Source organism: Nitratireductor pacificus pht-3B (assembly GCF_000300335.1).
In the GTDB taxonomy this organism is placed as follows: domain Bacteria; phylum Pseudomonadota; class Alphaproteobacteria; order Rhizobiales; family Rhizobiaceae; genus Nitratireductor; species Nitratireductor pacificus.
The window spans coordinates 1-11723 of sequence record NZ_AMRM01000039.1 but is presented as its reverse complement, the minus strand read 5'-3'; the positions used below and the strand labels follow the sequence as shown (position 1 = coordinate 11723).

General features: G+C 60.4%; 10 protein-coding genes, 1 tRNA gene and 2 pseudogenes. 8 read left to right on the top strand and 5 right to left on the bottom strand.

The window, feature by feature from the left end:
- The 4 genes and pseudogenes from NA2_RS21035 to NA2_RS21020 all read left to right on the top strand — a co-directional run.
- A pseudogene (locus tag NA2_RS21035) lies at positions 1-315 on the top strand (ABC transporter ATP-binding protein); the annotation flags it as partial.
- Positions 312-1127, top strand: a complete 816-nt coding sequence (gene dapB, locus NA2_RS21030) for a 4-hydroxy-tetrahydrodipicolinate reductase (protein WP_008599300.1) — start codon at positions 312-314, stop codon at positions 1125-1127. The pseudogene NA2_RS21035 and the gene dapB, both read left to right, overlap by 4 nt.
- Before the next feature lie 33 nt (positions 1128-1160).
- Positions 1161-1781, top strand: a complete 621-nt coding sequence (locus NA2_RS21025; protein WP_008599299.1) for a 2,3-bisphosphoglycerate-dependent phosphoglycerate mutase — start codon at positions 1161-1163, stop codon at positions 1779-1781.
- Between the two features lie 640 nt (positions 1782-2421).
- Positions 2422-2506: transfer RNA gene (locus NA2_RS21020), tRNA-Leu, on the top strand.
- Between the two features lie 443 nt (positions 2507-2949).
- Here NA2_RS21020 and NA2_RS21015 read toward each other — a convergent pair.
- Positions 2950-3852, bottom strand: a pseudogene (locus tag NA2_RS21015) (YifB family Mg chelatase-like AAA ATPase); the annotation flags it as partial.
- A gap of 33 nt (positions 3853-3885) precedes the next feature.
- On the opposite strand from NA2_RS21015, the gene NA2_RS21010 reads away from it, so the two are divergent.
- A complete protein-coding gene (locus NA2_RS21010; RefSeq protein ID WP_008599295.1) occupies positions 3886-5418 on the top strand; it encodes a recombinase family protein in 1533 nt (510 codons plus the stop codon).
- 548 nt (positions 5419-5966) lie between these two features.
- Positions 5967-6710: a hypothetical protein gene (locus NA2_RS22110; RefSeq protein ID WP_157188357.1), complete on the top strand. Its 744-nt coding sequence runs from the start codon at positions 5967-5969 to the stop codon at positions 6708-6710.
- Between the two features lie 7 nt (positions 6711-6717).
- On the opposite strand, the gene NA2_RS21005 is transcribed toward NA2_RS22110, so the two are convergent.
- Positions 6718-7359, bottom strand: a complete 642-nt coding sequence (locus NA2_RS21005) for a recombinase family protein (protein ID WP_008599294.1) — start codon at positions 7357-7359, stop codon at positions 6718-6720.
- A gap of 418 nt (positions 7360-7777) precedes the next feature.
- Between NA2_RS21005 and NA2_RS22500 the strand changes: the two genes are divergently transcribed.
- Together NA2_RS22500 and NA2_RS21000 are read left to right on the top strand one after the other, a co-directional pair.
- Entirely contained in the window at positions 7778-8374 is a 597-nt protein-coding gene (locus NA2_RS22500; RefSeq protein WP_086005989.1) for an SH3 domain-containing protein, read from the top strand.
- A gap of 122 nt (positions 8375-8496) precedes the next feature.
- The gene (locus NA2_RS21000) at positions 8497-9516 is read left to right on the top strand and encodes a hypothetical protein (RefSeq protein WP_008599293.1); all 1020 of its coding nucleotides are present in this window, start codon (positions 8497-8499) and stop codon (positions 9514-9516) included.
- Positions 9517-9533: 17 nt separating this feature from the next.
- Here the strand turns inward: NA2_RS21000 and NA2_RS22425 are convergent, their stop codons facing one another.
- From NA2_RS22425 to NA2_RS20990, 3 genes are all read right to left on the bottom strand, one after another.
- On the bottom strand, positions 9534-9668 hold the full coding sequence (locus NA2_RS22425) for a hypothetical protein (RefSeq protein WP_274531976.1): 135 nt from the start codon (positions 9666-9668) through the stop codon (positions 9534-9536).
- 291 nt (positions 9669-9959) lie between these two features.
- Entirely contained in the window at positions 9960-11282 is a 1323-nt protein-coding gene (locus NA2_RS20995; RefSeq protein ID WP_040678944.1) for a hypothetical protein, read from the bottom strand.
- A partial coding sequence (locus NA2_RS20990; RefSeq protein WP_008599291.1) for an HNH endonuclease signature motif containing protein occupies positions 11270-11723 on the bottom strand: 454 nt, incomplete at its 5' end. The genes NA2_RS20990 and NA2_RS20995, both read right to left, overlap by 13 nt.

Sequence of the window (11723 nt, the reverse complement as noted above, 5' to 3'; positions counted from 1 at the left end):
GACGAGGCGACCTCGGCGCTCGACAATGAATCCGAGGCGCGCGTTCAGGAAGCGCTCGAGGACATCATGAAGACGCGCACGACCCTGGTCATCGCGCATCGCCTCTCCACCGTGGTCAACGCCCACCGCATCGTCGTGCTCGAGGAGGGGCATCTGGTGGAGGAAGGCACGCACGCCACCCTTGTGCGCAAGCCGCACGGCATTTATGCACGCTTCCACAGGATGCAGAGCGAGCGTGGCGAGGACCTGCTGGGCGGTGCCGCGCCTGTGGACGGGACGGTGGATGCGCCCGTCGGCGAGGAGAGCAAGGCATGAGCGACATAGGGCTGGTGATCGTCGGCGCGGCCGGCCGCATGGGCCAGACGCTGATCCGCACCGTCCACGCAATGGACGGCATGCATGTCGCGGGCGCCATCGAGCGGCCGGGGTCGCCTTTCCTCGGCAGGGATGCCGGCGAACTGGCCGGCATCGGCATCATCAACGTTCCGATCACCGACGACCCGCTGGCGGCCTTCGCCGGCGCGGACGGCGTGCTCGACTTCACCTCGCCGGATGCCAGCGTGGAGTTCGCCGGCTATGCGGCGCAGGCGCGCATCGCGCACGTCATCGGCACCACGGGCTTCACGCCGGCCCACGAGGCGCAGGTCGCCGCCGCGGCGCATCACGCGACCATCGTCAAGTCGGGCAATATGAGCCTCGGCGTCAACCTGCTCGCCGTGCTGGTGGAGCAGGCGGCGCGGGCGCTCGACGCAGGCGACTTCGACATCGAGGTGCTGGAGATGCACCACCGGCACAAGGTCGATGCGCCGTCGGGCACGGCGCTCCTCCTCGGCGAGGCGGCCGCGAAGGGGCGCGCCATCGCGCTTGCGGAGAACAGCGTGCGGGTGCGCGACGGCCAGACCGGCCCGCGCGAGGCCGGCACCATCGGCTTCGCGACGCTGCGCGGCGGCTCGGTCATCGGCGAGCATTCCGTCTTTCTGGCGGGCCCCGGTGAACGCATCACCCTGTCCCACGAGGCCGGCGACCGCGGCGTCTTCGCCCATGGCGCGGCCAGGGCCGCGCTCTGGGCGCATGGCCGCAAGCCCGGCCTCTACTCCATGCTCGACGTGCTCGGGCTGAACACCTAATCCGATCGACGAATCCTGGAAGGAACCGCCATCATGTCCGGCACACTGATCCTCGTCCGCCACGGCCAGAGCGAATGGAACCTGAAGAACCTCTTCACCGGCTGGCGCGACCCGGGCCTGACGGAGAAGGGCCATGAGGAGGCGAAGGAAGCCGGGCGCAAGCTGAAGGCGCGCGGCTTCAGGCCGGACATCGCCTTCACCTCGGTTCTGTCCCGTGCGCAGGTGACCAATGATCACATCCTGCGCGAGCTCGGCCAGGAAGACCTGGAGACCATCCGCGACCAGGCGCTCAACGAGCGCGACTACGGCGATCTCTCGGGTCTGAACAAGGATGATGCGCGCCAGAAATGGGGCGAGGAGCAGGTGCACATCTGGCGCCGCTCCTACGACGTGCCGCCGCCCGGTGGCGAGAGCCTGAAGGACACCGGCGCCCGCGTCTGGCCCTATTTCCTGCACGACGTCCTGCCGCATGTGCTGCGCGGCGAGACTGTGCTGGTGGCCGCGCACGGGAACTCGCTGCGCGCCCTCGTCATGGCGCTTGACGGCATGAGCGGCGAGGAAATCGTCAAGACCGAGATCGGCACCGGCGTGCCCATCGTCTACCGTCTCAACGCCGATTCGACGGTCGCCTCGAAAGAGATTCTCGAGGACTGACCACGGGCCGGAACGCCCCCACGGAGCGCCGCGCCGGCCGGCCGGCCGTAGAGCATCGAACCGAAAAGTGGAACCCGGTTTTCGGTTACACCGATGCTCCATCAATGACCTGGATCGTCCCTAGACCCGTTCAACGTTTCACGGAAACGTTGAACGGGTCTATCTCTTTTTCTTGCGTTTATGCGAACGTCGGGTGATTCCACCTGACTGGAAGACGCTATAGTGCGTCCGAAAGGACGCACGGCGATCGACCACGGTTTCGCGGTCCATGGAAACGCCGCGCCGCCCGACCTGCCTGGCCGATCGAACCGGCACGGTCGGGGCTCTCATCCGGCGGCACTCGATCTCTTCACGGTTTGATTGAAACGCGGAAGAGTTCCATCTCTTTGCCTTCTGCGCCTGAGCGGGCGTCAGGTGACTCCATCTGGCTGCGAAACGCCCTCGTCACGACAGAGAGCGCCGCGCCACCCCACGCCTTATCGGCGTTTCGCTGAAACGACAGGCGGTCCCGCGCCGACCCCGGAGCATGTCCGCAGCGGGGCGCAGGCGAATATGTCATCGCGCCGTCATTTTCCCGCCGATGATCGAGAATCCGCGTTGACACGGCAGGACTTGGCCCTTACATCGGCAGCGCACACCTGCCCAGGTGGCGGAATTGGTAGACGCGCACGGTTCAGGTCCGTGTGCCGCGAGGCGTGGAGGTTCGAGTCCTCTCCTGGGCACCATTCTCCAAGCGTGTTCCTCGCAGTTTCACACGCTTGAGCAGCTCTCCCGACATCCCTTAAGCAGTGCCAGACGGACAGGAGCGACCGCGTTCCTCCCGGCGGATATTTGCGGCCTTTTATCGCCGCAAGAGCGCGCCGAAGCGGGATCCCGGTGCAAGCACGGACCCGGTTCATCATTTCACGAAATGACGCTGCCCCGCCCTCGTCTCACGCCCCTCGCTTGGGCCTGTTCGCCATTTCATGGAAATGCTCTCCTGCTCACCTCCCTTGTTCTCCGTTCCATGCGGACGTCAGGTGTCCCCACCTGGCCGCAGAAGAAGCCCTGACGTGCTCGCGCGGGTGCCCGCGAAGCCCGGCATATCGCCCGGCCTTTCGGCGATGAGTCCGCCCACCCGCTCCCACAGGGCCGGCAGCGATGGCGTCTCCATTCTCCTTGGCGGCGCTCACGCCGCACGCGCGGCGCGGTCGCCGGCCATGCGATAGGAAATCGCCTCGGCGAGATGGATGCGCGTCACCCGGTCGCCGCCATCCAGGTCGGCGAGCGTCCGCGCCACCTTGAGAACCCGGTGATAGGCGCGGGCGGAGAAGCCGAGTTTCTCGCTGGCGTCGCGGATCAGCGCCATGCCGTCCGCCTCCAGCGGCACGATGTCCTCGATCAGGGCGGCGGAGCAGGCGGCGTTGGTGGTCCAGCCGGGCAGGCCGAGCGCCGTGTAGCGCTTGTGCTGCAACGCGCGCGCGCGGGCGACGCGCTGGGCAATCGCCGCGCTGCCCTCCGCCCGCGCCGCGCCGACCAGCTCGCCCGCGGTCACCGCCGGCACCTCGATCCTCAGGTCGATGCGGTCGAGCAGCGGGCCGGAGATGCGCGCCTGATAGTCGCTCTGGCAGCGCGGGCCGCGCAGGCAGCGGTGGCCCGGCTCCCCGGCCATGCCGCAGCGGCACGGGTTCATCGCTGCCACGAGCTGGATGCGCGCCGGATAGCTGATCCGGTGATTGGCCCGGGCGATCACGCATTCCGCCGTCTCCAGCGGCTGGCGCAGCGAATCCAGCACCTGCGGCGAAAACTCCGGCAGCTCGTCGAGGAACAGCACGCCGTGATGGGCAAGCGACGCCTCGCCCGGCCGCGCCTTGAGCCCGCCGCCGACGATCGCCGCCATCGAGGCGGAATGATGCGGCGCGCGGAACGGTCTCCGGTCTGACAGTTTCCCGTCCGCCAGTTCGCCGGCGATCGAGGCTATCATCGACACTTCGAGAAGCTCACGCGGCGCCAGGGGCGGAAGGATCGACGGCAGGCGCTGCGCCAGCATCGACTTGCCGGCGCCCGGCGGGCCGATCATCAGCATGTTATTGACAAGAGACCCAATTGCATTGATGGAATCTCTATGTCTGCAAACCTCAAGCCACCCTTGGCGTTCTCGTACCTAAGATTTTCCACTCCAGAGCAGCAACGCGGCGATAGTTTTAGGAGGCAAACCGAGTTAGCGCAACGATATGCGCGGGAGCACGGCCTTGTGCTGGACTCCCGATCTTTTGCTGACCTCGGGGTGTCTGCTTTTCGTGGGGCGAATCTTCAATCGGGGAAACTGGGAGAGTTCCTCCACGCCGTCCAGATCGGTGCAATACCCAAAGGCTCTTACCTTCTCATGGAGAGTTTGGACCGGATGTCTCGGGCCGATCCTTGGGACTCCGTTGGGGAACTGAGAAAGATAGTAAAAGCGGGCATTAGGGTGGTCACCCTCACCAACGGTAGGGTCTACGAGATTGATGATACGAATTCGGAGTTCGCTCTCTTGGAGGCCGTTGTGGTCCTCATCCGGGCGCATGAGGAAAGCGTCATCAAGTCGAGAAGATTGAAGGCAGCATGGGAGAAGAAGAGAGGTTCGGCCTCGTCCCGTCCGATCACGTCTATTGCCCCCGCATGGCTGCGCTCAATGGAAGATGGCAACGGCTTCGAGGCGCTGGAGGACAGGGCGGCGGTGGTTAGGGGCATCTTTGAAGCCTACTTGGGCGGGGAAGGACCACACAGTATCGCACAGCGACTCAACAAGGAGGGTGTTCAGCCGTTCGGGCGAGGTGAATTCTGGCATAGATCATACGTCCTCAAGATACTGGACAATCCGGCCACCATTGGGGAGTTCACTCCTCATACCTTGGAGTACGATGAGGGCGGGCGGCGAACAAGAAAGCCACAACCCCCTCTCCGAAACTACTTTCCTGCCATCATTGGGGCAGAGGACTTTGCGCGGGTGAGGTCGTTGAGGTCCTCCAAACGCAGCCCCGCCCAGCCTGCCGGTACTCGGAGGGTCTCTCACCTATTGGCTGGACTGGCGCAATGTCCTCACTGTCGAAGCTCCATGCTCAGGGTCAACAAGGGCGGCGGTCCTAAGGGCGGTTACCCATACCTTGTGTGTAGCCGCGCAAAGGCTGGGGCAGGTTGTCAATATCACGGGGTGAGAATAGACCGGATTGAGCCGCGCATTGTGGAAGCCTATGAGCATCTAGCCAGAGATATGCCAGTGGGGTCCAAGACTGTCGAGGACGTGGCCAAGCGGCTTGAGAAGGAGCGTGAAGCCCTCACTAAGCGGATCGCTCGCTATGTGGAATTCCTTGAGGTCGGGCCATCAGAGGCCGTTCGGACGGAGTTGTCAAAGGCGGAGGAGAGCCTAGCAAGGGTGCGGACAGAGGAGCGGGAGCTTGCCGCAATACGGGCCAGCCGCAATGTTGTTTCGCGCACGGCACGTCTCAGTGATCTACGAAAAGCCCTCTCCAGAGACCCTCTCGACTATGCGGAGGCCAACGCAGCGTTGCGACAACTGTTCGGGCGCGTGGTGGTTCACTGGGATAGAGCTGCGCTGGATTTTCACTGGCAGCATGGCGGTGTCTCACGGGTAACTGTGGTCGAGGAGACGTGGTGAACTGACGCTGGACTCCAAGGTATGCCTTAAGGGTCCCTGTGGGATCGCTGCTCACCAAAAGATTCCTGGAACGATATACACACGGTGATGAGCGAGCCGGTTATCCAAGCCAGAACCAGGAAATCAAGGAAGGTGGCACCAGGGACTGAGGAGCGAAGCATCAGTAACGCACCTAGCGCCACTCCCGATGAGACGCCATAGAAGCACAGGCGCTTTGCCAATAACGGTGCATCCTGCTGGCCAACAAATTGACCTTTAGCCCACATGGCTACAATAGGAATTGCTGACATTACCACGATTACAGCGATTGCTCCTAAGAATACCATATCCTCTCTCCCGACCCCACCATGGTCTGTTACGCGTCTAGCCGAAAAGCGTGTTCAGTACCCGTATGTTATACTTCAACTTAGGCGTATCTGCTGAAGCACGATATTGTGGTACAACATACGGTGCTCACCAAGAGTTCAATCTGTTTATAGTGACCTGAAATTGAAGCGGATAGTAAGACGTATTGCGTTTTCTGTTATACGAGATTTAAGGTGCGGCCCATGTCAAACGATGAGAATGCATCAGATTCACCCCCCTTGGATTCGGCCCTTGCAGTACTTTTTCGCGCAGCATCGGGCCTTACGGCCCTAATCGTAGCTGCAAGCTTCCTTCTCGGCAGTGCTTCGCTTTCGGGGCGATTCTATGGGTTGGGTTTGCCCGGCATACATTTGGTCACTATTGCCGACCTCGGGAGTGAAGTCGTTAGAAAAGCACCTATCACAATCGCCCTAATCGCCGTTGGTGGCATTCTAACTATGAGGCCTCCTTTTCAATTTGAGGTGCGACGGAAGAAAGCATTAATATACTTCGATAAGATTGTAGCTTTATTGTGTTTAATCTCGGTTTCGTGTGTTTATGTTTTTGTCCCTCCAATATACGGAGCAAAATGGATTGTAGTTTTGTTGTGTTTGTCGGCATTGGTTTTGTTGACTCATGTATCATTCAATAACCCGGTTCTATCTATCCTCGCGCTGTTGGTTGGCTCGTTCCTGGTTCAATTTGCCGTTACCTTTTGGTTGTCATCATCTTTAATTGGTTTACCAGAGGATGATCCGAGATTGAGTCGCGCGGTAATTTGCCTAGAGAGTGGCTGCCGCTCGGGCATAGTCGTTGCTCGATTCAGTGAGGTAACGGTCCTTAGGTGGTTTGAAGAGTCTGGCATTGAGTATGTGGCCAACGGCACTCTCAAATCGATCACTATTCAACAGCCGGAAGCGGACTTGCCTAGATATCTGTCCTGGTAGGTCAAATTCACGGTCGCGGGCGTGCGCCCATATCCTCCTCTTTGATCCGCTTCGCTAACCTGGAGAGCGTTGAGGTGGAGACCCCTGTGGCCTTCACGATGCTCGCCCATGTCTGTCCGCGCTTGAGCATATCCATGAGGGCGGCATTGCGTTCGGTGTCCTCGGGCCTTCCTCTATACGCCCCCGCCGCCTTGGCCTTCTGGATGCCTTGGGCCTGCCTCCTGCGGCGGTCCTCATAGTCCTTTCGGGCTATCGCGGCGAGCATGTCCAGCATCATGCCGTTGATGGCGTCCAGCATGCGGGCGGAGAACTCGTCGGCTCCCGGCTGAATGAGCTGGTGAGAGGTCGGGAGGTCCAAGGCCACCACGCGGACACGATTGGCGGCGATCTCGGCCTTTAGCTTCTCCCAGTCGGCGGCATTGAGCCGGCTCAGGCGGTCCACCTGCTCCACCAGGAGAGCGTCTCCAGGCTGACAATCGGAGAGGAGGCGGAACAATTCAGGACGCTGGAGAGAGGCCCCGCTTTCGTTCTCCACGTAGGAGGCGGCAATCCTCAGACCCCGCTCATCAACAAACCGCTGGAGGTCTGCCTTGGCGCGGGCGGCATCTTGTTCCTTGGTGGAGGCGCGGAGGTATGCGCGGATGAACATAACGGAAGGCTCCATAGTTCGCTTTGGGTAGCTTCGATAATATTGCTTCGCTTTGAGTTGTCAACGATATTTATCGAAGTGCTATTTCAAACGGCTTGAGGCGATTCGCTATAGGTACACTCCAATAGAAGTGACCCATTTGGACGCTGGAGGGGTCAACTACCATCTCCCCAGCTTCTTGGGCGGCTCATGCTGGATGGGCTGGGGGGTGCCCGGCAGGCAGACCATGGGGCGAAACCCCACGCCAACACTCTGGCCCATGCCGACAGGGGTGGCCCAGGGGGGAAGTCTGTCCATTGCCACGTTAATTGGAGATGTCGCGTGGGCGACCCTTTTTTGGCAGTCCGGGCACCAAAACAACTTGGGTATCGACTTTTCTGCTGGTTCCGGCTCAAGATAATCTTGGGTGGGGAGGCTGATGAGCAAAAGGTCATCAAAGTTAGGCTGGCTTGTTGCTGGAGCGGTGGTGCTCGGCTGGCTCGGGAGCGGGGACGATGACAAGCCCAGTTCCGCGCCAACTTTGCCTCGCCTATCGCAGCCCGACTCAACGCCTCAGCCACCAGCTTCTTTCGTGAGGTTGCCACCCAAAGCAGTACAACAGCCCAGTGCTGCGGAGACCCTCTACACAACAGCCAACGTCAACATGCGGACTGAGCCCAGCACCTCCTCGCCAATCCTCACTACGATCCCCAAGGGTTCCCAGGTGGTTGCAGTCGGCTCCCGTGGCGCGTGGCGCAGTGTGCAATATCGTGGGAGGGCTGGTTGGGTCTCCAGTCGGTATGTCTCTAGGGAGCGGCCTGTGCTCACCTCCGCGCCGAGACCCCCAGCCCCCGTAACGCAACGCCGTGCGGTAAGGGCGATCCCTGAGAACTCACGCCAAGGCCAGCCGGTGCGGGAGGGGACATATGGTCAAGGCTGCGACTGCCCATATGACAGGATGCGTAACGGTCGTAGGTGCGGCGGCAACAGTGCATGGAGTCGGCCCGGTGGAAGGAGCCCCAAGTGCTATTGGTAGTCGTGGCGCGGATAGCAAATTGGGGGGGCAAGTGGAAAAGACGGTCTAGGTGAAGGCTCACGTGACACAGACATTTCATATGGGTAACTTGGCGGCTTGAAATTTCTTTGGGGGAAATAGCAATGGCCGGTACAACGCACGAAGAAGCAGCGAAATCACTTAGCCGCATCCAGAATTTCGATGCCATGTCGCTATCACGAGTAGACGCTCTTGGTAGCGAGCTAAATTTCCTAGAGGCCGTGCCAGCAGCAAATAATATCATTAACCTATTCTCACAATTTCCGGCTCAGCACTTGGATGATCTTCCTGAAGCGCAGGCGAGCATTATTAAAGGCCAAGCTGATTCCGCTTACAGCCTCTTCGAGTCTATTCTCAACTTTGACCCAAAGCAGGGTGATGCGTATGCGAACCGAACTGCCCTGATTAAGAGTCTAGAGACGCAGTATGAACCACTGTTCACGCAGATCATGGGGCTCATCGCCTATGGCTCTTCTAGGCAGAGGGACTTCAGCGCGATTGAAAGAGAAGCACGGGCGGCGGTGCAAGCGGCAAAGGATCGTGCAGATGAAGCCGCCAAACAGCTGGAGGACCGGCAAGTTGAGGCTCAGCGTATCCTTGAGGAAGTGCGCCGCGTTGCTGCCGAACAGGGTGTCTCAAAACAAGCTACTTATTTTAAGGAGGAGGGTGATGAGCACACTACCGCAGCGGAGAAGTGGCGCTGGTTGACCATCTATTCCGCGATTGGTCTGGGCGCGTATGCTGCGCTTTCAGCAACTTTTCACCGATGGCCGATCCTCAAGCCCTCAGGGACATATGATGCGTTCCAGCTTGGCCTAAGCAAAGTTTTGGTCTTCGCTGTCATCGCTTATATGTTGTTTCTGTGTGCCCGGAATTTTCTTGCCCACAAGCACAACTCAATCGTCAACAGGCACCGCTATAACGCGTTGCTCACGTTCAATGCTTTGGCAGACGCGGCCAATGGCCCCGACAGCCGAGACATCGTGCTCACTCACGCCTCCAATTGCATATTCACGCCACAAGAAACAGGTTACTCTAAGGGTTCTACTCACACCGACAACACCGCAAACATCATCCAGTCGTTACCGCGTCTTGTGTCGCCATCCGGTTCCAACCCGTCATGAGCCTGAGGGCAGCTACATCATGCCGACGCCAGTATGCCAGCCACCAAGCTCACGAGGAGCGCCCCGAAGCTCAGGCCAACCAGAAGCGCAAACTTGAGGGTCTGAGCATCAAGCGCGGCTTTCAGATCGGCTTTGGTGGCGAGGTCCTGCATGGTGCGGCTCCGTCGAGGATGAGACCCAATTATTGCATGAGGCGGGGCTTGATGGCAGTGCTTGGAGTAGCCCTTTAGGTGGGGAGATTATCTCTCACCTTCTCCCCTGCTGCCTAATGGCCCTTCCGGTACCCCCAAGGCGGTCACTTTAAGCACCAATGCGGAGACTGAACGAAGCCGCCCCATGTAGCCAGGGAGAGCGGAGGAGATGCTCTCTCCCCCGTCTTCAGGCGACATCAAGCAGCCCCCTAGAGGAGCGGCCAGGGGGAGGGTAAGTGGCCGTTTAAGGCGTCATGCCGCCTCGGCAAGTGCTGGAGGTTGCCAGATAGGCTTTTCTCCAACAGTCAGCGCCACGCCAAGTATCTGCTCCGAGACGGTGCGCATGGCCTCTAGCGCCTGCTCCTTATCGGAAACGCGAGTTTGAATACCGTCATGGAGAGGCAGCGAGGGGATACCTCTGGCGGCGAGGTCCAAGAGCACCGCCATGAGGATACGCGATTCCAAGGCCATCAGCTCAACGCCGCAATCGGAGCCGAACAGGTGAGCGATGACAGGATGCCGAGAGCCAGCCGCTTGCACAAGCCGTTTGGCCGTCCAGCCCTCGGGGAGCTTGGCCTTCAGCTTTGGCGCTAGGAGGCGCATGGGACCTGTCCTTGAGAGAAGTGACGCCATGGCCTGCTTGGCCCCGTCTCGGTGCTTCTCCAGGCCGGGAATGTCGTACGGGTCTCCATCTGGGAGCCTTCCCGTAACCTTGAGGTATGCCATGGATGGGTGCATCGCGGAGAAGTCCAGATCGGTTATGTTCTCCCCGCCTATGGTGATGCGGTGTCGTAGCTTACTATCTAGTGTCTGCCAGAAACCTGCCCAGATTCTACCGAGGAGGTTGAACCCAATGGGGTCCTCAGGAGACCGGAGGAGGAAGGAGCGATAGAGGCGGATTGGCCCCACCGGCTCCCCATCGTATGTAATCCCTGCTGCATTGAGCATCTCATTAACGGTCTCCACCTCGGCGCGGAGCCTCATGGTCTCCTCGGTGTCGGCATACTGTACCAGGCGCTTGGGTGCGGGCCGGTAGCGGTGGCCGTCCCCTCTGCCTTCCTGTGGTTGTCTGGCCCTAAGCAGGATGGTCTCCCCTCCAGCATCCCGCCCGATGTCAGCCAAGCGGACCCCGTGGCACTTCAGTAGGCCCCGAAACCTCGCGGTCGGCTCCACGGTCGTGGTGGTCTGCTTGAAGCGATATACATGTGGGATGAGGAAGCCCGCAGCCTCCAGTTCCTTCAAAGTCTCCCCAAGGATGCGCCTGGGGTAATCTGCCCTTTCGTATCGCGTTGGTTTCGTCTTCGCGGTGGATATGGCCAAGACGTTCCCCGGCATGTGGGAGGGACTTAGGGCGAGATGCGCGAGGTTGGCCGCGATGTTCTGGACCACGAACCGCTTGCGCTCCATGCCGTCACGGCGGGGAGACCTAACGCGGCCTTTGGGGGCGGGCTGGATGGCTACAAAGAGGTGCTCCGCCACGCTTCGCAAGGCATGCCCCTCTGCGGTCAACCAAGCGTCGAGGAAGACGGAGGTGGACTCTTGTTCTCGGTTCTGCCCGGCTTTCAATCGAACCATATCTCGGTCCTGTCATTGAAGAGCGGTTCCTCGCCGTTGGCGGTGTCCGTGCCGTGGTTCGGGTGGTATCCAAGGGCGGCCTCAAATGCTTTCCGCTTCATGATGGCCTCCTCTTTCGTCTCGAAGGAGCCGAGGTAGCGATTCCTCCCTTCTTCAGAAATCCATACCCGCCACTTCTTCAACTCCTTGCTGTAATAGACCCCCGCCACGCCAGACTTGTTGTTGGCCCGCCGCCCCAGGTTCCTCATGTTCTCGGCTGGGGTGGTCGCTAGGAGGTTGATCCAGCGATTGTCATCCCTTTTGTGATTCTCGTGGTCCACCGGGTGCTCTGGCCATTCGCCCGTCTGCATGGCCCACGCCACGATATGCGCAAGAGGGCGGTAACCCGGCAACCATAGCTGAATGTACCCGCTGGAGTGTGTTTCGGCGTGGAATAAGGAC